This is a genomic window from Patescibacteria group bacterium (assembly GCA_018896645.1).
Taxonomy (GTDB): Bacteria; Patescibacteriota; Patescibacteriia; order UBA2591; family JABMQE01; genus JAHIMF01.
The window spans coordinates 24328-48328 of record JAHIMF010000041.1 but is presented as its reverse complement, the minus strand read 5'-3'; the positions used below and the strand labels follow the sequence as shown (position 1 = coordinate 48328).

The following is a 24001-nucleotide window of genomic DNA, read 5'->3' as shown; positions in this document are numbered from 1 at the left end:
TTCAATCACTCGCGATAATGCTTCTTATAATACTCAAGATATTCTCCGCTCTTTATCTTCTTCCACCAATCCTGATTCTTAACATACCAATAAACCGTTTGACTCATGCCCTCCTTAAAACTCATTTTGGGTTCCCATCCTAATTTACGAATCTTTGTAGTGTCCACTGCATAACGTTGGTCATGACCAGGCCTAAGACCAGTAACGTGTTTGATTAAAGATTCATCTTTCTCGGTTAATTTTAATATTGTTTTGGTCAACTCCAAATTAGTAATTTCCGGCTCTTGATTAGCGCCGATATTATAAATCTCGCCAAACTCGCCTTTGTGTAATACCGTATCAATGCCCGTACAATTATCCTCAACATACAACCAATCCCTGATCTGCGTTCCCCCGTCATAAACCGGCACTTCCTTATTTTCCAGACAATTCGTTATAAACAAAGGTACAATTTTTTCTGGATATTGGAAAGGTCCATAATTATTAGAACTTCTGGTAATTAAAATCGGTAAGTCAAAAGTTCGGTGACTTGCCAATACCTGCATATCACCGCCAGCCTTAGAAGCAGAATAAGGAGACGAGGGGTGCAACAAGTCCGTCTCTTTTGAAAAATTGGGGCTAGAAACATCACCATAAACTTCATCAGTTGAGACCTGCAAATATTTTTTAATCTTAAACCTTTTCACTACCTCAAGCAAAACCCAAGTGCCATAAACATCGGTTTTAATAAAACTACCAGGTTCGTAAAGCGAGCGGTCCACATGCGTATTATGAACAACTATATTCCCTACTCCGCAAACAAAGTTTTTTAAATTATCTACTGAAATATCATAAACATAACCGTCGTAAGGTATTTCTGTATATTCTTTATTTATTAATGAAATCGTATAATCATTACCCCAAACAATGATGTAAGCATTGAATCTTTTATCATAACCTACAGAATAATTATAATGAAATAGAGAAAGCAATAAAGATAGCCCTGTAGCTAATTTTTTAGATTTAGTAACATATCTTGTGGTTTTATAATTTTTATTTACTATCTCTTGCCCATCTCCCCACACTAACAGCCGCAAAAATTCTTGTTGTAGAGAAGTCTCTAGCTGAAAAATAAAAGAGGGAATAAATTTACCTGCTGATCTAAATCCCGCCTCTTTTCTAACAAAATTAAAAAAACCTTTATTACTAATTATTAGCTGAAATAATCCACCCTTTGTTTTGGTAATATTCGGTCTATAACCCAGCGATAATAAATCATCTTTTAGCAATACTATCTGTTCTTCATCAGTATTAGATATACCAAAATGATAGCTCCCATTCCTTTTATTATATGTTGTCCAACCTTCAGAAATGTAGGCTCCCAAAACTCTTAATAGGACCTTTAACTTTTTACCTGAAAAATTCAGATATTTCTTTTTTTTGGAAATGTGGTTTATGTTTCTTAAACCTAAAAGTTCTGGATTTTTAAGGGGGGTGGTCAAATTAAAATCACAGTCATAAATTGAATGATTGGGTGTGGCAGTAATCTCTCCCCATTTTTGACTCAGTCTTATTAATTTGCCTTTATACTTATGTCTACTCATTTGCTTAATTGGCATCCAATAGCCAATACCACCTTTATATGATAGAACTTTATAATTTTTATGAGCAAAATTAATTATTTCTCTGTCTTTTCGGACCACCACCTTTGTCTTATTTTGATGAACAACTTTCTCAAACAGTTCTTTCAGGGTAGTAACTTCTATATTTCCTCTGTTCCAAATCGGTAAGTAGGTTTCTTCTGAAATGCTTTCTGCCGCAAAGTTCACTATTGCATCAACATCCTTGGCCGCTTCACTGACAATTTTCTCATCACAAATATCACCTTTAACAAATTTATATCTGGGATCATTCTCTCCGCCAGGGGCGGATAAGTCACGCAAATTCTCCAAGTTCCCGGCATAAGTTAATTTATCCAGATTAATAATTTTATAACCTGGATATTTTTTTAAAATATAACGGATAAAATTGGAGCCGATAAACCCGGCCCCGCCGGTAATTAAAAGTTTCATAATAATCTACTTTACTTATTTATTCGATTGCTTGTTTAATTAACCTCTATAATCTTTGCCTTGTTAGTCTCTGTATCATACACTGCCGCTGAATCTTTAATCCCCAACTGAATTGATTGTAAACTACCGGGGTTTAAAATCAATACATTATCTTTATATTCATTCCGCGGCTTGTGCGTATGTCCGTATATTATAACATCATATTTGCGAGAAGTAATCAAGGTATCAAATACCTGCTCAAGCCCGCCCAACACATTACCGTGAAATAAAAACAATCGCCTTTCCCCGGCTTCTACATTCAAAAAACTGTTCATTTCAAAATCAAGGCCTAATTCTTTGGCTTTCGGCGGATACAAAACAGGCTCTTCATCTATATTGCCAATTGCCATTTTTAAAGGCACCCCAATGCCTTGAAACACTTCTAAATTTCTAACCCTGTCCATGTCCCCGGCATGAATAATCATTTCTACGCTTCTTTTTTTGAAAATTTCAAGGACTTTTTTAATTTTTTCTATTTCCCCGTGGGTATCGGAGATAACGCCGAGTTTCATACATTTTCATTTTCCATATATCCATTTATCATATTTTTTACTGATTTATTGCGCTCGCTCGCTTTTATTAGTTTATTAATAAATTCAATAAATTAATAAACAAATAAATTAATAAAAAGATGATAAATGAAAAGATGCTAAATGGATAAATATCACTAATTGCATTATACACAAACCAAACTATAATGGCAAAATTTGTGGTCTTTTGTGCTATTCGTGGTCCTCACCCTCATAATAAAATACATACACTTCCCCAAACCTCTCATACTTCCCCAGCATCTCTATAGTCCGCTCCAATTTTTCCTCTTGCTTTTTTTCCTCAACATCAAACCATTTTTTCTCTATCATAAAATAACAATGATCAGCTCCGGTAATCTCCAGGCTTTTTTCTAAGTACCGAATTGAGGGCTCGCTAATCATTTTTTTCCAAAGCTGCACCCGTTCCGGTTGCGCGTATTCAGTATAAACCGGAAAGCCCCCGGTTACAACACGCCTATTAGACACTGCCTCTAATCCTAAAAGCGGCCAAGTATTAGCCAACACACAATAATACCATTTATTATTAACTCTATTAACATTATTAACCTCGTCACTATTAATTAGTAATTGGTCGCTGGGATCGTCCCCAATTTCTAGTTCACTAGTTTCTTGTTTCTTGTTTCTTAATTTCTTAATTTCTTTAAACACATATTCCGCGGCTTCCAGTTCATCCTCGGTCACTACTTCCAATTTTGGCCCGGAAGCGTAAGCAACACTTGAAGAAACCACCAAAAGCAAGCCCAGGGCAATAATTTTGGCATTATGACTGACAATTTTTGAGTTTCGAAAAACTATCCGGTAAATTCCGAGCGCGAGCATGGGCAATAGAAAAAACGCAATGACTAAATCCAGACGTTTCGTCAATAACCGCACCCCATCCATGTAATACATTGATAAAAAATGATTGGTTAAAAGGATAAAAATAAAAATAAGCCAAAGAGTCGCTACACGCATAGCCTTGACTTTGCCAATACGGGTCATTCCATAAACAATCAAAAGCCATAAAAAAATGCTGATATATTTTTGCCAATAAACAAAATTCAAAAAAGTGGTGCTGGATAAAGAATATCGGGAAAGTTGCATAAATATAAAATTGCCTTGAGAAATAAATGTTGGAAAAGGAACAAATTCACCCAACCCCAAAAGTTTACCCAGAAAAAATTCTTCCAACTGTCTTGGGATTTTCCAAAAATGAATCAAGCCCCCCACATCAAAATTAGATAGGCCAATTAGTTTATCAAGAACAGGAATAAAGACAACACAAAATCCCAGCAAAAACAACAAGTAAAATATAAACTTTTTTGAAGGCGAGCGACCCTGCAAGAGGCGCGGTAATATATATTTTTTAAATACAAAAATTATAGCCCCAATCTCCAGTATTAGAACAAAATAAATAAAATAATTAAAATACATCAAAGCCGTTAATATCAATAAAAACCCAAAAAATCGCTTATCCCATTCATTTTTATGCAAATATAAAAGCCACAAAGCAAGCATAAAAACAAAATACAAAAAACCAAACGCCACGGGAATGGTAATAGAGCCATAAACCTGCAAAGGATAAAAAAGCGAAGGCACAAACGTTAACAGTCCGAGAAATATTTTATCTTTGATAAAAAAAGAACCGATTTTAATCAAAAATAAGGGAATAAAAATTGACCACAAGGCGAATACAAGCAAAAGGTCAATCCAAAAGACATCAATATTTAATATCCAAGATAAAGCAATAGTTAAACCCCATTGATTAGCATAAGAGGTTTTATTGCCAACAATAAAAACCTCGGGCACTGAAAACGGACCAATCTTTCTCATCGTCAGCTTTTCTTCGCCAAACAAACTCGGCGAATAAACCTCTCCAGCTTGGAGCGATCTCTCGGCCGCAATATGCCGCCACTTATCGCCGCCAAAACCTGTTTTATAAACAATTGGTAAATAAGAGTGCAGTAAAAACGAATGAAGAATGATAATAATCAATAGGGTTCTTAACCGCGTCCGAGAAAAAATCAAGAGAAAAATAATAAAAGAGATGAAGGCATAAAAGTATAAATATAAAGGACTCACATCAGACCAAGGGGTAATCATATAGTCGCCAGTACGAGCGAGGAATAGAAGTCCGATGGCAATGATAGCGGCTACTGCTAATGACGGCCAAACCCAGTGGCCAAGGATTAAGGAATCCCCAAAAGAAGTATTATTAGTAACCACTAATTCTTGTTTAGATTCTTCTGGAGAAAAAGAATCCCCAGTGACTAGTGACCCTTCGGTCATGAGCTCAGGGTCGAATGACGAGTGACTAGTTACTCTCCTATATAAAAAAGAAATGCCCAAAATCAAAATCATCAAACTCATCGCCATGAGCACTACCGTTATCTTATAAAACACAATCCAAAATGCCATTACAAAACTAATTAAATAAAGCATTAAGAAAATTCCAAAAACAAATGACCAAACATTACTAAATTTGACAATCTTTTTAAAAATGCCTGCTAACCAAGAAGCCCCAATAAACCAATAAAATAAAAAGGCGCTAAAAGCAACCAATCGCCCGCCAAAACCAATAACCCCAGAAGTTGACGGATACACCACCTGTATTACAAACCACAAAAAAACCACGCACAAAATCGCTAAAGTGGTGAAAGTATAGTTTTTGTCGCGTTGGATTTGAGAAATGAGTTTATTTAGCATGCGTAAATATTATCCAAGTTATCAGAGCTCATTAGAGATAATTTAAGTTAATTATTCATATATAAATTCGATTGCAATTCGTGAATAATTCGTGTAATATTCGTGATAAATCTTGCCCAACCCGTTCCCAATTATAAACCCGCTCAACTTTCTCCCGACCTCTCCCCCCCATTTGCTTAGCAGTCTCAATGTTGCTCAAAACATAATCAATCCGATTAGCCAATTCACCAGTATTCTTGGGCTTAACTAAAAACCCATTAACGCCATCTTCAACCACGCTCCTCACCCCAGCCAAATCAGAAGCTATCACGGGTTTGGCGCAAGCCATGGCTTCTATTAAAACCAAACCAAAAGCCTCGCTTTTATCAATTGAAGGCAAAACCACAACATCAGCAATGTTATAAAATGCCGGTAAATCTCTATCGCTGGGCGCGCCGGCAAAAATTACTTTTTTAGTAATACCTAATTTTTCAGCCATCTTTTCGTAATGTGAACGCAAATCTCCTTCGCCAACAATTACTAATTTGTAAGGCCGGTCTTCGAGCAAACTAAACGCCTGAAGCAAAATTTCCACTCCTTTAAAATAATGGGCTTTATCCAAGGTCCCTATAAACATGGCTATCTTATCTTCTGCTGCCACGCCTAATTCATCTAAAAATAAATCGTCTTTTGAGCTGGGAATAAAACTTTTCAAATCCACCCCAAAAGGAATCTCTGTAAATTTTTTTTGATTGCCTGAAATTAATTCTTTAATATTGGAATGATGAGCATAATCATAGGACGAGACAATTACCCTGTCCGCTGATTTGATAATTTTGGGCATGATATAGCGGGAGTGAGCGTTAAAAAAAAATTCTAACGATCCTCTGCCCACCACATCCATATGATAACGAATAATTATTTTTTTTGACTTCTTGAATTTCTTTAAAAGCCATACAATCTCCGCACCGCCAAAAAACGGGTAATGCAAATACCAAACATTAAAATCCCCCAACGACCACAAAAGCTGCGGCAAAAAAGCCGCATTGCCAAATTTGAGCAATGAAAAAAGCCGCTTGACAATAAGGCCATCAACCTTTTGGACTTTATCTTGGGTCGTATCATACCTGGGTGTAAAAATTGTCACCTGATTGCCAAGCCGCGCTAATTCCCGGGCTTCCTGATAGGCCACATTGCCGATGCCGCCGCGGTAGGGCGGGAAAGTAGAGGTGATAATAGCTATCTTCATAAGCACTAATATTACTCGAATTATTCACGAATTAAAACGAATATATGAGACTGTCCGAAAACACTGTTCTACTATTTCGAACGAAGTTTTTTTTCATTCCGAGCCGCAGCGAGGAATCCCTTCACCGCAGGCTTTCCACCCCATCCTTCCATTTTCTAGAGTTAAGGGATTCCTCACTGCGCCCCGCATGCGTGCGGGACTCCGTTCGGAATGAAAAAAAAGCTCGCTACGCTCGGAATAACAATTTTCAAACAGCCTTAATATTCGTGATTTAGATAAGCCTCTTCACAACCCACCAGTATAATTTTAACACTGGATTAGCCACATATTTAAGCAATACATTCTCCAGCCCTCCAAACTCTATTCCTGCCACCAAATACTTTTTTAAATCACGATCACGCACCTTGCGCAATTCCTGCACCTCTTTTCTTGACTTTAAAATATTGCCTAAATTTCGCAAAACCCAGCCATAACTTTTGATCTTCTGCCAAAACCAGCCGGTTACTAACGCGTGCAACAACATCCCGCATTCCATAACCGCAAATATTGGAAAAATTAATACTAATGTCTTAAATTCAAAATTCTTCAAAAGAAACGTTAAACGATTTTTCTCGGTCCAATAAAATGTCTTGGGATTACGATTAAATTTATAATCATGATAAACAATCGCCTTATCTGCTAAAACAATGTCATAACCAGCCAGACGAACTCGCCAGCTCAAATCTGAATCCTCGTGATACATAAAAAATGACTCGTCGAATAAGCCAACGCGTTTGAGCACGTCTGACTTGAATAATACGGCTGCACCGCTAGCATAGCTGATTATGTTATCCTTGGGTTGATAATTGATAATTAATAATTGATAATTACCACTATATCCAATGCCTAAATAATTTAAACGCTCACCTGTTGAATTTATTTTGTCTCGTTTTTTAGTGAGCAACATCAGGGATTGCACTGCACCGATACTTTTGTCTGATTCTACTTTTTTCACCATCTCGCTTAGCCAGTGCTCATCCACTTCCATGTCCTGATTTAATAAAACAATATAATCAAATCCCCTATCCAACGATTTATTCATTCCGACATTATATCCCCCAGCAAAACCCAGATTCTTCTTATTCTCAATAATCTCCACATCCAAAAAATCCTTATTCAAGATATTAGATTTATTAGAAATATTAGAGCCATTCCTATTTATCTCTGCATCAACCCATTTTTTAATCTCTGCTATTGTTTTATCCTCGGATTTATTCTCAACCAAAAAAAGCCTAAAATCATCTTTAGGATAATCTTGCTTAGCTAAGCTCTCAAAAAGTGGCTCAATATACTTTTCCGCATTGTATGTAACAATTATCACGGCTGCCTTTTTCATAGGATAATTGTAGCATTTTAGAAGGGTCTTGACAAGATTTGTGAGGTGTGATAAGGTCTTTAAACAAGTTTTTCCTACACAAAAATAACTAAACGGGAGGAAATCAATGAGGATAGTAATCAAAGTGGGAAGCTCATTGTTAAGCAGTGCTCAAACGACCAGTGGCTTGGATGAAACTTTTATTGGCCATCTTGTTCAGCAAATTGGGACATTACATCAACAAGGTCATGAAATTATCTTGGTCACCTCTGGAGCCGTAGCTACCGGGATGATTAAAGACAAGGGATACCCCCCGGCGCGAGCCGCTATGGTGGGTCAAAATAGATTAATGAATGTCTATTCCCGTTTTTTTGACCAACTGTCAATTCGCATTGGCCAAGCCCTTTACACCTATTACGATCTTGAAGATGATCATAAGTTTTGCACTCAAGAAAGACTTTTGCAAGGATTTAAGTGGGGGGAAGTGACCATAGTCAATGCCAATGACGCCGTTATGGATGAGGAGCTTAAAGCTTTAAAAGATCTGGCTGATAATGACAAACTGTCTGCTAAAATAGCAGTGCTAATTAAAGCTGATATACTGGTTATTATGACTGATGTAGATGGTCTATTCTGTGATTATGGGTTACCAGAGGCAGAACTAATCAAAGAAGTCCCTCTGATTGATAAAGGGATTATCCAACTGGCTAAAAAAACAGATTCTACGATTAGCCGCGGTGGGATGCTAAGCAAAATAGAAGCCGCAAAACTCGCTACCGCAAAAGAGGTGGAAGTAGCCCTAATTAACGGCAAGGAACCTAGTATTTTATTAAAAAGGATAAATGGGCCCAGAGATTCTTACCCCGGAACAACGTTTTTGACAAGGAAATAGATTGTTTCTATATCTTCCTTTCCACCAAAAAGTCCAAAAAACCGAGGTTCATCAGCAGAAGCGATGACCTCGGTCTTTTTTTATATTCATATTCCAAATGTAAATCCATAGGGGTTTATGCAATAAACCCCTACTTTTTGTCCGCCTCATCCAGCGCCACTTTCCGCACCACCCTGGTAATCTCCCGTTCAATTTTATCCAAACGCACAATAATTCTAAAAATTAAATAAAAAATCAATGCAATGGAAACATAAACAATAACATCAATCCCCCGGCCGACAATACCAATACTCCGGACAAAGGCATCGACCTGGCGCAGAAATAAAACTACCCCCAAAGCCAACAACCAAAAAACCGTCCAAATGCCAAATTCTTTTTTAGAAATCTCCTTGCGACGGAAACGGACAACGATGCGCGAAAAAATGATTAGGATTAAAATAATAGCAATGATTTGTTGAGGTAACATGGTTAGAATTGTTAGCCCATTATTAATTAGTTCCAATTGTTACATTGTCAAATTGCTAAATTGTTAGCAATCATCCACATCAGCAATGCAATAATTTAGCAATGTAACAATTAATCAATATACTATTTTCTTGAAAAACAAATCTTTCAAAATCTTCCAGGCACCTCCCATCCCCTGCCCATATTCATTATAAACCACAGTTACCGGCACTTCTTTGCAACGTAATTTATTTCTTTTAATTTCTGAAATAATTTCAGTGGCATGCGCCATTTTATCTTGGGTTATTTGAATTTTTTTGGCGGCTTCACGGGACATTGCCCGGAACCCCTGATGAACATCAGTCAGTTTTAACCCCGTAAAGAGCCTTTCAAAAAAAATCGCTGGTTTTAAGACCAACCACTCTTTTGAAAAAGGTATTTTAAATTTCATGCAGTCTTTGTGGTCTTTTGCCCGCCCTGCATACGAACGAAGTGAGTTGTGCGGGGTGCCATTTGTGCTAACTTCCAAAAATCTAGAACCCAAAACAATATCTACTTCACCCCTCTCAATCGGCTTCACTATCTGAGGAATCTCTTCTGGCCGGTGCTGACCGTCAGAATCCATGGTTACAATAATCTCGGCTCCACTAGCTAAAGCGTAATCAATGCCGGTTTTTAAAGCTGCGCCCTGGCCACAATTAACGCAATGCCGCAGTGTGAGCACCCCGCAACTCTGAACTCTTTTTAGTGTATCATCTGTTGATCCATCGTCAACTAACACCACCTGCCCATAACATTGAGCTCTCTCTATTACCCTATTAACAGCCTCTCTTTCATTATAAGCTGGAATTATGATAAATATTTTCATATCTATTCATCCTCTTCCTCTTTAGGCTGGGGGGCGCCAACTATATCAAAGGGAGTCAGAGGTTTGATCACTTTTGCGCCTCGCATCTTTTCAATAGTTTCCTTTAAACCCTCTTCTAATTTCACAAGTGGAAACCAACCAAGCTTTTCTTTGACTAAAGTTAAATCTGGCACATTCTGAACTGTGGTATATGGCGGCGGAGCCTCAAATGCTGTTTTTGATTTTGAACCCGCCAGATCTATAATTTGTTTAGCTATATCCTCTAATCTATATTCTTCGGCACTCCCAATATTAATAGGTCCCGGTTCGCTGGAGGCCATCATCTTGGTTAGGGCATCAATTAAATCGCTGATATACAGAAAGGTGCTGACCGTGTTTTGATCACCATGGATAAGTATTGGCTTGCCCTTTAATGCCGAATTAATATAATCCGGAATCACTCGGCCATCATCAAGTCTCATCAAAGGACCAAAAGTATTGGCAATTCTTGCAATTTTAGTATCAATATTAAATTTTTTTCGATGGTTAACAATTAAAGTTTCGGCAAATCGTTTACCCTCATCATAGCAACCCCGGGGACCCAAATGATTAACATAGCCCCAATAATCTTCTTTAAAAGGCTCCTGGTTCGGTTGGGGTTCGCCGTAGACAGCATCAGTCGAGCTAAATAAAAATTTGGCTTTATATTTAATTGCCAAATCAAGAGTATTTTTTACGCCGTAAGAATTAGCCAGTAAGGTTTCAATTGGGTATTTATTGTACTCCTTGGGAGAGGTTGGACAAGCCAGATGATAAATTTCCTGGATACCCTGAAATTCAATTTTAAACATCTGGGCCTCGCGGGATTTTTCTAAATCTATTGGTTCGGTAATGTCATGTTTAATGAACTTAAAATCAGGATTTTGAATCAAATGATCAATATTACTTTCTTGCCCCGTGCTAAAATTATCAAGGCAAAGTACATGATTATTTTTAACTAGTTTTTCACAAAGGTGGGAGCCAATAAAGCCAGCTCCGCCTGTTACTAAAACATTTTTTTTTCCAGAAACAAAATTTTCAGGCATATGATTGGAATTAAAAATTAGAATTTCAAAATTTAAAAAATAATTGCAGTGAACAGAGGGTGGTAACTTATAGTAATAAGCTCGTCCTGACTTCGTCAGGACTCGCGTAATACAATAGTAATACATTGTAGGAAACAATGAGTTACCATCGTATTACTATTGTGTTACGCGAAGGCGACCCCTCGGCCATGTCTTCGACTCCGAGGTCGCTCAGACTCGAGGAGAGCTCGGGGCCGAATGGGCGAAGCGAGCCGAGCTTATTACTATAAGTTACTATCATTATAGCCTCAAATATTCTAAAAAACAAGTCATTCTAAAAGTTCACCTGCATTTTTAAATGTCCAGGCCCGCTGCATGGTAAAGTTCCAAGAAAGAATAATAACTGTTGCCGCTGTTTTAGAAAGTATATCGTGCAAATCCAGTTTGTCAGTAAGCAAATATAAAATCAACTCGTTTAAAAATAAACCGCAAACTGCAATGATAATGAATTTAATATACTGCACATGCAACCTCTTCTTTGCATAATCCCGAAAAGTCCAAAACTTGTTAAAAATAAAATTGGCAGTTGCGGCCAATGAAAAAGATATAAGATTGGCTATTAAATAATTAAAATTGGCAAAGCGGGTTAAAATTAAATAAATACCAAAATCAATCACAGCGCAACAAGCCCCCACAATAGCAAATTTTATAAATTGCTTTAACTTGTGGTGAGTTTGAATATAAGGATGGGCTCTAATTAAGTTGATGATTTTTCTAAAGATTTCCATGTTGAAAACAATCCTTCTAACATTAATAAATATCTAACCAATAACTTATAACTTTATTCCCCATTACTCTTCATCGTCCCCACGTTCACTCCCCCACGAAAATACTTAGAATAAGCGAAAAACTGCGACAAGGGTTTGCCCTCTATATTAAATATCCGCACTTGGGGACCGCCGCCTTGGCCAGCACCAGTAATAATCTCGGCCCGGCCATCACTCTCTAAGTCAGCCACAGCCAAATTGACGCCTCCTTGGAATTCATCTAAGTAAGCTAAAAATTGATAACGTAAAATAAATGATTGATCAAAAACCCGGATATAAGAACTGCCCCCGCGAGAAACACCGACAATAATCTCTTGGCTGCCATTATCATCTAAATCACCCAGGCCAATATCTATTCCCCCGCGAAAATCCTTTTTATAAGCAAAAAATTGGCCAACCACTGCCCCATGCCAATCAAAAATTCTAACCTGGGGACCGCCGGCGGAAGCGGGCCCAGTGAAAATCTCGGCTCGGCCGTTGTTATCTAAATCCCCCACTTCTACATTCACCCCGCCGCGAAAATTTTCACTGTAAGCAAAAAAGTGATTAACCAACTGTCCATCCCCATTAAAAATACGCACATGGGGTCCGCCGCCAATGCCGGCGCCAGTGACAATTTCGTCCCTGCCGTCACCATCTAAATCACCACAAGCAACATTAACCCCGCCGCGAAATCGCTCATCATAAGCAAAAAAAAGATTGATAAGCTTTCCTTTACGGTCAAAAATTCTAACATGGGGTCCGCCGCCAATGCCGGCGCCAGCGATAATTTCACTCGTCCCATCGCCATCCAAATCACAACCAACTGCTGTTACACCCCCCCGGAATCCTTCATCATAGGCAAAAAAGCTAGTTATTGCTATGCCTGATGATTGAAAAACTCTAACATGTGGTCCGCCGCCAATGCCGGCGCCAGTGATAATATTTTTAGTCAAATCTATATTAAAAAGCTGGCTATAGGCCAAATCTAAGGCTTTGTAAAGATTAAGCCGACCCCCACCCAACTTGCCAGCGATATCTGGATTAGCAGGATCTATATTCTCTGCGCTTGCAATAATAATATCTCTCACTTTTTTATTGGAAAAATTTGGACTTAAGGATTTAATCAAGGCAGCCGCCCCGGAAACTAAGGGCGTAGCCACCGAAGTCCCAGACCAATAGCCGCCATATTCATTCTGAAAATCAGGAGAAGAAAAGTCCTGAAAAAGAGTGCTATAAAAAGAAACACCCGGTGCCGCAACATCTACATAGGTATTGCCAAAGTTTGAAAAAACCGACTTACGGTCCTTGTCATCCACTGCCGCCACCCCGATGACCATATTGTCCGCCCCATCATAACACACAGGAAAACTATGATAGGTATCCAAGTCATCACCTTGCTCAACTGAATCATTGCCCGCGGCTGCGACAATAATTATACCCTTTTCCCAGGCCCGTCGAACCGCTTGGTACATCGCCGAACTATAGTCTGGCCCCACAAAACTCATGTTAATAATATCCGCCCCCTGGACTATTGCATAATCAATGGCTTGGACCGCGGCACCAGAATCACCAAGTCCAACACTGTTAAGCACCCGCAGAGGCATAATTTTTGAATACCAGGTGATACCGGCAATACCTTTAGCATTGTCTCCCCGGGCACCCAAGACTCCGGCTATAATCGTACCGTGGTTAGCTCCGGCTTCGTTATAAGGAACGCCCAAAATATCAGGTTGAGGATTATTGTCATTACCAACAAAATCCCAGCCATGGATATCGTCAATATAACCATTATTATCATTGTCAATCCCATCCCCTGATATCTCTCCGGCATTAACCCAAATATTATCTTTAAGATCGGGATGGTCAATATCTACGCCAGAATCTAAAATTGCTATCACAATATCTTCCGAACCCTTAGTAAAATCCCAGGCTTGAGAAGCTTTAATTTTCTGTAAATACCACTGTTCGGTTCTAAAACCCGGATCAGTTGGCAGATAAGCAAAAACTGCATTGCTGGTGAAGAATGATGCTATCAAAAAAAATATGAATAAAAAAAATCTTTTAGACATAGTTACTATTCATTCATTTATCAATTAAGGAATTGAAGTCCTTATTTTGATTATTCAAATTGTTAATACGGTTGTTAATAGAGTTAATAAAATTGTTAATAAGGTTAATAGACCTGCCGTCGCCATTATTAACTACTTTATTAACTACCATATTAACTCTATTAATTATTCTTCCAACTGTTCTAAAAAAACTTCTCCTTCTTCTTTCAAGTCCGGATTTAACTCCATCGCTTTCAATGTATATTCTCTTGCCTTCTCTTTATTCCCCGCTTCCAAACAAACCGTAGCTAATTTAGCGTAAAACTCTGACGATGGATAACTTGCCAGGTAGGCTTCTAAAAGTTGAATAATTTTATCAAGTTCTTTTATGGCATATAATGCGGCAACTAATTTCTCAACCTGATTACCGCCCAAAACAACAAAACCAAAATCTCTTAAAATTTCAAATTGTTTATCAATTTTCTCTTTATCTCCAACATAAAGGTAGGCCAACATAAGATTCAGTTGAGTGTCATTGCTATCGGGTCTAATCTTAAACGCTTTTTCAAAATCTCTCACTGCTTGTCCTCTGTCACCAGCAGAAAGAGCAATCTGTCCCAGTTGAAAATAAACTTCAATGCGCTCTGGGCTTAATTCTTTAGCTTTGTTAAGATGTTTAAGAACCATATTTAGATTCTCTTCCCGGTTTTCAACCCGGGAACGCACATTGTATAGACTGGCAACATACAAATAATATCGAGCATTTAAAGGCTCCTCATTAATACTTGCCTCCAGCTCCTGGATTGCAAAATCTAGAATTTCTTTTACTTCCCTTTTTTCCTCATCAAGCTCATTAAAAAGGTGAAGCGCATAATCGCCTATGCGCAAACTCATTTCCGGATTCCCAAAAGTATTGTAAGCCAAGGCTTTCTTAAATAAATCTACTGATTTAGAATAATTAACCCGCGAATATTTGTAGGCCTCAATGCCGATATTGTTGGCAATCGCCGGGCGGATATTAAAAAAATATAAACTAAACGTTAGAACAGCTAATAGACCCAAGGGTATAAAAACACTAACTGATTTTCTAGAAGGTTCTGCTTGTTCGTCTTCGGCATCTTCCTGACCCGAAACTATAAAGTTTATAAAAGCCAAAACTAAAAAGAATATCGCATAGGTGCTGGAATTATCAAAAACAAAAAGGTTAGCAAAAAAATAACCGAAAATCAGCCCAATAAAACTAACTGAAAGCCAAAAATCCCTATTTCTCTTTTTCCAAAGATAATATAAACTAACACAAAGAATAAACAAGTAACTGGCAAGGCCTAAAATCCCACTGGAATTGAGCTGATCAAAAATGATATTATGGGCCCGATCAAACCAAGGTTCACTTGTCCGTGAATTATAATACTTATTAAACGACACATAATAATTTTCCGGACCATAACCTAATATTGGCCGCTCCTTCCAGCCCTGCCAGCCAATATTCCAATTAATAAAACGATCCTGGATGGTTCTGTCAGCAAAAGAGATGGTGGTCAGTTTTCTTAAAACATGAATATTATTTATGAACTCTTTGCCTTTATTTAAATAAATTGTGCCTACAGTCAAAATTAAAAAAATAACTGTTCCTATTGCTGAATATTTATAGCCTTTTTTGACCAACCCGATAGGAGTAAAAAACACTACAAAAATCAACAAAAGAAAAATTCCGCCCAATAGTCCCAGCATACCACCCCGGCTGGCTGTGAAAAAAATAATTATTACATCCAGAAGCAATATTATTCCATAAAATATCCGCCAAAAAAGATTCCGGTCTTTAATAAACAGGTAGACAGTAATAAAAAAATTCATTACTAGATAGATTGCTACGTAAGACGAGTTGCCAATAGTACTGTCAATTTTTTCAATGTCAGAATGAAGCAATGAAGAAAGGCCTAATTTTTGTCCCAATCCATATAAAGCCACGCAAAAACTGGCGCTAACGGCTATTCTAAATAATGTCAGCCATTCCTTTTTTTCTTTAAAAACACCACTGACAATCACAAATAATATTCCAAAATGCAGCAAGGTCAGAAGCCCTTCCATCCGCTCGTAATTACTCCAAAAACTATGATAGACATTGACGCCCATAAGGGTGCTTAAGACTTTTACGCCCATAAAAACAACAACCCCCCAGAATAATAACGAACATCGCGGCTTGAAGCGAGGATTATGCAAAACCAAAAGAATATAAACAACTGCCATTATCTCAACGATAGACCGGATAGTAATTGCCTTGCCAAAAATATAAGGAAAATAAAATTGCTTAGTGATAAGCAATGGAACAAAAAGAATAACATAGGTTCCAAATTTTATGATATTGACATAAATACTTTCAAGACGGGACATAATAAAAATATAAAAACTTAAAAATATAAAAATACTAAAACATTAAAGCACGAGAACGATTATAAAAATACAAGAATATAAAAATAAAATAATAAAATAATATAAAATCACCTCTTCATTTATTTTTATATTATTTTATTTTTATATTTTTAATGCTTTAATGCATTCTAATTATATCATCCCCCACAAAATTATACAAGGAAAACAAAATTGACAAACCTGTAAAAATTAGCTATAATGGGCTTATGAATAATTCTACAACCCTGATTAAAAAACTTGTTCTCCTTATTGGTGATTTTCTAATCCTGGAAATTTCTTTGATTTTAACTTTGCTTATAAGGTACCGCAACGAGTTTAATTTTGATTTTAATTCAGAGATTTGGCAGCTGCACTTTTTGCCTTTTATCTTTGTGTATCTTTTTTGGATTATTATCTTTTACATCCATAATCTTTACGAACTTAAAACCGCGGTTAATAAATCAAACTTTTATCAAACTTTGATTAGGGCTTACCTTTTTAGCGCTGGTTTAACTGTTCTGATTTTTTACTTTATCCCCCAGCTGCTTATTACTCCAAAAACCAATTTATTTCTAAATATTATCATTTCTTTTGGTTTGATTTATCTTTGGCGTAATTTATTTAATAAAACCTTAAAATCAAGCCGCCTGCTAAGCAATGTCGCCATAATCGGCATCAATAAGGAATCTTTGAATCTTGCTGAACAAATTATTAGCCATCCGCAGTTGGGCTACAAGTTAGTTGCATTTATTGATAAAGATAATTGTGAATCAAATGAAATTAATCTGCCGCAATCAATAAAAATTATTAATAACCTGTCAAGCCTAAAAAGCATTATTGAACAAGAAAAAATTGAGCAGCTTATTATCACTTCGGATATTCATAAAGCCGATGACTTACAAAAAACCCTTTTAGACTGTATCCCCCTTAAAGTGGCTTTTGTTGACTTGCCAACTTTTTATGAAGTCGTTATCGGAAAAATTCCCCTTACGACCATAAACCAAATATGGCTTTTAGAAAATATCACCACCCATAAAAAAGTTTACTATGAATTCTTTAAAAAAATTTTCGACTTTACTCTGGGATGCGTTGTCCTTGTCCCCTCAATCATAATCGCTCCTCTTATTGCAATAGCCATTAAAATAGGCAGCAAGGGCCCGATTATATTCAAACAAAAAAGAACCGGCAAAAACAGAAAAGCCTTTCTCGCCATGAAATTCCGCTCTATGTACATTAATGCCGAAAAACACGGCCCCAAATGGGCCCAAAAAGATGATCCGCGCGTCACCCCTGTTGGAAAATTCCTGCGCAAAAGCCGCCTTGATGAAATTCCTCAGCTTATTAATATAATCCGCGGCGAGATGAGCTTTGTGGGGCCAAGACCGGAAAGACCGGAATTTGTCCAAGAATTAGAGAAAGAAATACCGTTTTATCGCCAACGATTACTGGTTAAGCCGGGTCTCACCGGTTGGGCTCAAATTGAAGGTCCAGCTTACGGCGGCTCCAAAAAAGAAACTTTGGAAAAACTTCAATATGATTTATATTACATTAAAAACTATTCTTTGTTTCTGGATTTAAGCATTATTTTAAAAACTATAAATATTGTTTTAAAATTTAGGGGACAATAGGTCCAACGCTACTCTAATATACCGCGAGACAAGAATTAAAAAAAACTTTTCTTTAAAAATAATGAACCCAAAAAAACCAAAAATTATCCTTACGATTGATTTGGAATTCTGGCATAATTCAGAATTTTTAAAAAACTATCTCCCCAAAAACAAAAATAATTTGTCTGATACGGTTGTCCCGGCAACTGAAAAACTTCTCAAACTATTACAGCAAAAAAAATGTACTGCCACCTTTTTTGTATTGGGGCAGTTAGCGGAAAAATACCCGGGACTGATAAAAAAAATAATAATATCGGGTCATGAAATCGCAAATCACGGATATTCTCATCTCGCCCTGTGGGACATGAACCCAGATTCCTGCGAACAAGAAATAAAAAAATCCACGGCTGTATTAACGGCCATAACCGGCACATCCCCTAAAATATTCCGCGCCCCGCGATGTTCTTTGAACAATAGCACTAAATGGCTCCTGCCAATCCTTCAAAAATATCACTACATTTGTGATTCAAGCATATTCCCCGCATTTCAGGTTATGAAAAAAAACGCCATGATCTCTTGCCAACCATACAAAATTAGTTTTAATGATGTCAAAAAATCTGATAGTGAATCTTCAATTCTTGAATTTCCTATTGCCGCTAAAAACATAGCTGGCTTAAATATCCCGGTTGCTGGCGGCATCTATTTTCGTTTGTTCCCGCTCTTTTTCTTTTCACTCTTACTGAAATCCATCGCTAAAAAAACTATTCCGGTTATCTATATTCACCAACATGAGCTTGACCCTCATATTCCAAATGTTTCGGCGCCCTGGCACAAAAAAAAATTGCTCTATTGGAACAAAAAAAATGCGTTTAAAAAATTTGAAAAATTATTAGATAAATTTAATTTTATATCTTTGGGCCAATATCTAAGCCAAGAGAAAACATCACCATGAAACAGCTATCAATAATTGTCCCGGCTTATAACGAAGAAAAATCAATAAACGAAGTTCTAAACCAACTCAAATGTCAGCTGGCTGATTTTAATATTGAACACGAAATTATTGTTGTTAACGACGGGTCAAACGACCAAACAAAAGAGCTCTTAAAAAAAATCAGCTGCATTAAACCAATCAACCACCCCTATAATAAAGGTTATGGCGCTTCCTTAAAAACCGGCGTAAAAAATGCCAAATACGATTGGGTTATGTTTTATGATGCTGACGGCCAGCACAATCCAAAATACATCTCTGAATTATTAAAACACACAAACGAGTATGATATGATAATTGGCGCCCGGCAAGGCTACCAAGGGCCGTGGCTTAGACAGCCGGGGAAAAAAATTTTGCACCTGGCGGCAAACTATCTTTCGGGACACAAAATACCAGACTTAAACTCTGGCTTTAGATTAATAAAAAGAAAACATTTTTTGCGTTTTGCCCACCTCTTTCCCGATGGCTTCTCTTTAACAACAACTATTACTCTCACCTTCTTTAAGACCGGCCTAAACGTTAAATACGTTCCAATTACCATAAACAAACGCCAAGGGAAAAGCAGTGTCAAGCCAGCTGATGCTGTAAACACTTTTATGCTCATCGTCAGACTAATCACTTTATTCTCGCCCCTGCGAATCTTCCTGCCCCTTACTTTTGTCCTCTTTCTGCTAACAATTTTTCTTCTTGTAAACGATATCTTAAGCCGTAATATTTCCGACTCAACAATACTTCTTTTCGTTTCAACCATCTTAATATTCTTCTTTGGGATTATGGTTGACCAAATTGCTGCTATCAGAAGAGAGTTAAAATAGACCTTATGGAAATCAAACTCTTATCCAACGATACTGAAAAAATATGGGACAAATTGATTCAACAATCTCCCTTCTGTCGTTTTAGTGAAACCACAAATTTCAAAAATGTTCTAAAAGAAACTTACTATTACAAGCCAAATTATCTCCTCATCAAAAATCAAGGACAAATCATCGCCTTGCTTCCAGCCGTTCGCAAAAACAAAAAATTAATCTCCATGCCCTTTGCCGACTATGGAGATTTAATTATAATAAATCCAATCGTCAGTCCAGCTGAAATCGTCCAGGCATTAAAAAACTTTTTGCAAGAAAAAAATATTAATTATTTAAAAATTATCTCTGGATTAAACATCCAATCCTCTTCTTTACAGAAACATTTCCAAAAGCAACCAAATGACTCCAGGGCTGTTCTTATCTTAGATAAAGACCCCGACTCGCTTTTCAAAAAATTTGACTATAGCGTCCGCAAAGCAATCAAGAAATCAGAGTCCGCAAACCTAAAGTGTTCTCAAAACAATTCACCCGAAGCGATCAAAAATCATTTTTACCCTCTGTACCTCAAATCAATGAAACGATTTGGTACGCCGCCGCATTCTCTTGATTACTTTTTAAACAAACTAAAATGTTTTAGTAATGACTTAAAATTATATCTAGTCACTAAAGACGGGCTGGTAGTGGCCGCACTAATGGGTTTTACTTGCGGAAAAAATATCCACATTACCAAAAATCCTTCTTTAAAAAAATTCTGGAACTGCCGCCCTAACGATTTGGCTCATTGGGAATTTATCAAGTGGGGCTGTGAACACGGCTACACAAGCTTTGATTTTGGACCAGTTCGTTACGAAAATCAAAAAAGGTATAAAGAAAAATGGGGCGCAAAAATTCAAAATAATTATATTTTCTATTTATATCCAGAAAACTCCCGCCTTCGCCAAGGCTACGGCGGGCAGGCAAAACCTTCGAAACAAAATCTAACAACTCACAACCTCGGTTTCAAATTTATCTCATTTATCTGGAAATATTTTATACCAATCTCCCTAGCTCAACATCTAGGACCCATAATTAGAAAACGACTCGCTAGATAAAAATACAGGAATAAATTCTCGTTATTTTTATATTCTTGTAATCTTGTATTTTTATATTTTTAAATAGTCTATGAGTCAATACCAGAATTCAACTGTCGTTATCGCCAAACAACCAGGAGCCGTCAAATCAGTCTTTGACGCTCTTAATTTACCTGAAATTTTAAAAGATAAAAAAAATATTCTTATCAAAGTCAATCTCCGCGCTGCGGCCGTGGACGACTACACATCGTGCGCTATCACCAGTTTTGAAGTCGCCCGAGAGTTGACTACCGCGCTTCTTGCTTTAGGCAAAAATATTATTATCGCCGAAGGCACTTCTTCAAAAATAATGACCAAAAAGGCGATTGAACGCAGCGGTTTTAGAAAACTGGAAAACGATAAAATTAAGGTGGTCAATCTGAATACTCAATTAACAAGGCGAGTGGAAATCCCAGCCAGCCCCCTTAAATTTTTAGAAATCTATAAAGTAGTATTCGAAGCTGACTACATAATCTCCCTGCCGGTGATGAAAACCCACACTGCAACCCTGGCTTCTTTGTCAATGAAAAATTTGATGGGCTTGGCTAGCGAAACTTCAATCCATAAAATTCATCTCAAAGGCTTGCATAAATCCATCGCCCAGCTCGCCAAAGCTATCAGTCCCCATCTCTCCCTAATTGACGCCACCCAAGCTATGGAAGGCACTGGCCCAGTTCTGGGTACATGTGTTAAACTAGACACTCTTATCGCCGGATTTAACCCCGTCACCACTGATAGTGTTGCTACCCAAATGATGGGTTTTTTTCCCCAAGAAATCAGCCACCTTAAAATTGGCGAATCATTAGGTATCGGCCCGATTAAACCAAATAACATAATTGGCGAACTAAAAATTCACTCTTTTAAAAAACCAAGCCATGGTCTGGCCGCCGACATGTACAACTATCAAATTTTCAATTGGCTGGTAAGCAAAAAAATTATTCATTGGCTGGTTTATGATAAATTTTATTTTATAATAAAAAAAATGCTTAAGCTTTTCAGACACAAAGATGAATCAAGAAAATGATGTAAAAAAATTTTTCAATAAAGCGGCCCAAGAAGAAAAAGGATACTATGATTCCCCAAAATCCCTTGCCTTTAAAGCTCAAAAATGGGCGCGCAGAAAACTACTCCTGATGATTGGATCCAAACCACAGACGATCTTAGACGCGGGTTCCGGCCGGGGGGATTTAACAACAAAACTGGCACAAAAATTCTCTGAAAGCAAAATTATTGGCATTGATTTTGCCGAAGATATGATAACCATTGCCAAAAAAGAAACGAAAGGGCAACCCAATGTCTCATTTCTAAAGGCTGACCTCACCCAGCTTCCATTCTCTGATAATCAGTTTGATCTCTGTGTCTGCCTTAACACTTTGCATTTATTGCCCCAAAATGCTCTTCTGAAAGCTTTGACTGAACTGGCTCGAGTGACAAATCACCTGTTGCTTGTTGAGATTAAAAATAAAAATAATCTCTATACTTTTTTCAAGAAAATAAAAGAGCGCCTGCATACCAAAGGCGCTCTGACGACTTTTACTGCATCAAAGGAAATAGTTAATATTCTCTCGAAAAATAATTTTTCATTAGTAAAAAAGAATAATATTTTTCTCTTTGGTTTTTTATCGCCAATTACTGTAATGGGATTTAAAAAAAACTAAACCCTCTTTAAAAGCAAATCTTTTGCCAAGTAAAAATAATTCTTTATATCATACGGGTTTTTTAAAAGCCAGACAAACGACTGTCCAAAAAACTTAAAACGCAAATAAAATTTCTTATGAGCTAAGTGATATAATTCACTTAACCGACCGCTTGATAAATATTCAGTGCTATAGTTTGAACCATAGTGCAAACCCATATTGCCCCAGATATAACCTGGTTTAATCTTGCCTTCACGACGAAGCTCCCAGTATAATTCAGTACCTGGCAGGGGTGTAGTAATACAAAAAGCCGCAATGTTGGGCTTTATTTTTTTAGCAAAGTCAATCGTTTGGATCACTGTTTCCTCGGTCTCGCCGGGCAGGCCAATCATAAAGTCTGCCATCAGTTTAATATTATTTTTTCTAACAATCCGCGCCACCCGCTCCACATCCTCAAGACGGATATTTTTTTTGATTCTTTTAATAATTTTCTGATTCCCGCTTTCTACCCCGAGCTGAATAACAGAGCACCCAGCCATTTTCATTTTTTTGACCAGCGCCTCGCTAAGAGTATCAACACGGGAATAGCAAGTCCAATTAATCTTATAACTATGTTCAATCATTAGGTCGCAGATTTTCTCCATCCGTGATGGCGCCAAAGTTAAAGTGTCATCCAAGAAATCTATGTGTCTAACATCATAAATATCATACAAATGTTTTATTTCAGCAAAAACATTCTCGGCGCTGCGTATCCGAACTCGACCCCAGAAATGAGGAGAAACACAAAAGATACAGCGAGTCGGACAACCCCGGGTCGTCATAATCCGGGCATAGCTCTTGCCTTTATAACCACGATCAAATAACGGCGATGGCCGATATAAATCCAATGGCAGTAAATGCCGGGCCGGAAACGGGAGTGTATTAATATCAGTAATAAGTTTTTCCGGCTCATTCTTTACAATACTATCACCCTTTCTGTAAGTAATCCCCCGAACTCTAGAAATATCACCATTAACTTTAACCGTCCTTATTAAATTGTTTATCACAAGCTCACCTTCACCACGAACAATATAATCAATTGCCTGGCAGTCATTTAGGGTGACATCGTCCATAAAAGTGACATGGGGACCGCCAACAAAAATTACTGCATCAGAATCCTTTCTCACCAACCCGGCAATTCTATAAACAATAGGAATAATCGGAGTCACCGCGCCAAATCCAATAAATTTAGCGCCAGAATCACAAATACGCCTGGCGGTTTCTTCAACACTCAACTGTTCGGCATTGGCATCCAAAATTCCTACCTTCTCGCCTTCCTGTTCTAAAAAAGCCGCCAAGTAGGCCAAGCCAATCGGCGGCTGAACCGAAGGCGCTTTCTTAGATTGGTATATCTTTTCGCTGTAGGGAGGATTTACGAGTAGTGTAGACATATC

General features: G+C 37.5%; 19 protein-coding genes. 7 read left to right on the top strand and 12 right to left on the bottom strand.

Going from position 1 to position 24001, the window contains the following annotated elements; all coding sequences use genetic code 11:
- Positions 1–5: 5 nt before the first annotated feature.
- The 5 genes from KKD20_03155 to KKD20_03135 all read right to left on the bottom strand — a co-directional run bounded on the left by KKD20_03155 (position 6) and on the right by KKD20_03135 (position 7929).
- Entirely contained in the window at positions 6–2051 is a 2046-nt protein-coding gene (locus KKD20_03155) for a GDP-mannose 4,6-dehydratase (protein MBU4332093.1), read from the bottom strand.
- A 35-nt stretch (positions 2052–2086) separates the two neighbouring features.
- A complete protein-coding gene (locus KKD20_03150) occupies positions 2087–2602 on the bottom strand; it encodes a YfcE family phosphodiesterase (GenBank protein ID MBU4332092.1) in 516 nt (171 codons plus the stop codon).
- Positions 2603–2812: 210 nt separating this feature from the next.
- Positions 2813–5326, bottom strand: a complete 2514-nt coding sequence (locus KKD20_03145) for a hypothetical protein (protein ID MBU4332091.1) — start codon at positions 5324–5326, stop codon at positions 2813–2815.
- Positions 5327–5381: 55 nt separating this feature from the next.
- A complete protein-coding gene (locus KKD20_03140; GenBank protein MBU4332090.1) occupies positions 5382–6554 on the bottom strand; it encodes a glycosyltransferase family 4 protein in 1173 nt (390 codons plus the stop codon).
- A gap of 271 nt (positions 6555–6825) precedes the next feature.
- Positions 6826–7929 (bottom strand): glycosyltransferase family 2 protein, encoded by a 1104-nt coding sequence (locus tag KKD20_03135; protein ID MBU4332089.1) that lies wholly within the window; start codon positions 7927–7929, stop codon positions 6826–6828.
- A gap of 106 nt (positions 7930–8035) precedes the next feature.
- On the opposite strand from KKD20_03135, the gene proB reads away from it, so the two are divergent.
- Positions 8036–8800: a glutamate 5-kinase gene (gene proB, locus KKD20_03130; GenBank protein ID MBU4332088.1), complete on the top strand. Its 765-nt coding sequence runs from the start codon at positions 8036–8038 to the stop codon at positions 8798–8800.
- A 130-nt stretch (positions 8801–8930) separates the two neighbouring features.
- Here proB and KKD20_03125 read toward each other — a convergent pair whose 3' ends face one another.
- From KKD20_03125 to KKD20_03100, 6 genes are all read right to left on the bottom strand, one after another.
- Positions 8931–9266 carry a DUF2304 family protein gene (locus KKD20_03125; GenBank protein ID MBU4332087.1) on the bottom strand — a complete coding sequence of 112 codons (336 nt, stop codon included), beginning with the start codon at positions 9264–9266 and terminating at the stop codon, positions 8931–8933.
- A 114-nt stretch (positions 9267–9380) separates the two neighbouring features.
- Positions 9381–10112, bottom strand: coding sequence for a glycosyltransferase family 2 protein (locus KKD20_03120; protein ID MBU4332086.1), 732 nt, complete (start codon positions 10110–10112; stop codon positions 9381–9383).
- Between the two features lie 2 nt (positions 10113–10114).
- The gene (locus KKD20_03115) at positions 10115–11176 is read right to left on the bottom strand and encodes a GDP-mannose 4,6-dehydratase (GenBank protein ID MBU4332085.1); all 1062 of its coding nucleotides are present in this window, start codon (positions 11174–11176) and stop codon (positions 10115–10117) included.
- A 308-nt stretch (positions 11177–11484) separates the two neighbouring features.
- Positions 11485–11943 (bottom strand): GtrA family protein, encoded by a 459-nt coding sequence (locus tag KKD20_03110; GenBank protein MBU4332084.1) that lies wholly within the window; start codon positions 11941–11943, stop codon positions 11485–11487.
- Between the two features lie 53 nt (positions 11944–11996).
- The gene (locus KKD20_03105; protein ID MBU4332083.1) at positions 11997–14033 is read right to left on the bottom strand and encodes a S8 family serine peptidase; all 2037 of its coding nucleotides are present in this window, start codon (positions 14031–14033) and stop codon (positions 11997–11999) included.
- 165 nt (positions 14034–14198) lie between these two features.
- On the bottom strand, positions 14199–16403 hold the full coding sequence (locus tag KKD20_03100; protein MBU4332082.1) for an O-antigen ligase family protein: 2205 nt from the start codon (positions 16401–16403) through the stop codon (positions 14199–14201).
- A gap of 245 nt (positions 16404–16648) precedes the next feature.
- On the opposite strand from KKD20_03100, the gene KKD20_03095 reads away from it, so the two are divergent.
- The 6 genes from KKD20_03095 to KKD20_03070 all read left to right on the top strand — a co-directional run bounded on the left by KKD20_03095 (position 16649) and on the right by KKD20_03070 (position 22589).
- Positions 16649–18049 carry a sugar transferase gene (locus tag KKD20_03095; GenBank protein ID MBU4332081.1) on the top strand — a complete coding sequence of 467 codons (1401 nt, stop codon included), beginning with the start codon at positions 16649–16651 and terminating at the stop codon, positions 18047–18049.
- A 61-nt stretch (positions 18050–18110) separates the two neighbouring features.
- Positions 18111–18980, top strand: a complete 870-nt coding sequence (locus KKD20_03090; GenBank protein ID MBU4332080.1) for a DUF3473 domain-containing protein — start codon at positions 18111–18113, stop codon at positions 18978–18980.
- Positions 18977–19831 carry a glycosyltransferase family 2 protein gene (locus KKD20_03085; GenBank protein MBU4332079.1) on the top strand — a complete coding sequence of 285 codons (855 nt, stop codon included), beginning with the start codon at positions 18977–18979 and terminating at the stop codon, positions 19829–19831. The genes KKD20_03090 and KKD20_03085 overlap by 4 nt, the downstream gene beginning before the upstream one ends.
- Before the next feature lie 5 nt (positions 19832–19836).
- On the top strand, positions 19837–20913 hold the full coding sequence (locus KKD20_03080) for a GNAT family N-acetyltransferase (GenBank protein ID MBU4332078.1): 1077 nt from the start codon (positions 19837–19839) through the stop codon (positions 20911–20913).
- 70 nt (positions 20914–20983) lie between these two features.
- Positions 20984–21955, top strand: coding sequence for a DUF362 domain-containing protein (locus KKD20_03075; protein ID MBU4332077.1), 972 nt, complete (start codon positions 20984–20986; stop codon positions 21953–21955).
- Positions 21939–22589 (top strand): class I SAM-dependent methyltransferase, encoded by a 651-nt coding sequence (locus tag KKD20_03070; GenBank protein ID MBU4332076.1) that lies wholly within the window; start codon positions 21939–21941, stop codon positions 22587–22589. Before KKD20_03075 ends, KKD20_03070 begins: the two co-directional genes overlap by 17 nt.
- On the opposite strand, the gene KKD20_03065 is transcribed toward KKD20_03070, so the two are convergent.
- Positions 22586–23998, bottom strand: a complete 1413-nt coding sequence (locus KKD20_03065; protein ID MBU4332075.1) for a B12-binding domain-containing radical SAM protein — start codon at positions 23996–23998, stop codon at positions 22586–22588. The two genes, KKD20_03070 and KKD20_03065, sit on opposite strands and share 4 nt — an antisense overlap.
- Positions 23999–24001: the final 3 nt, after the last annotated feature.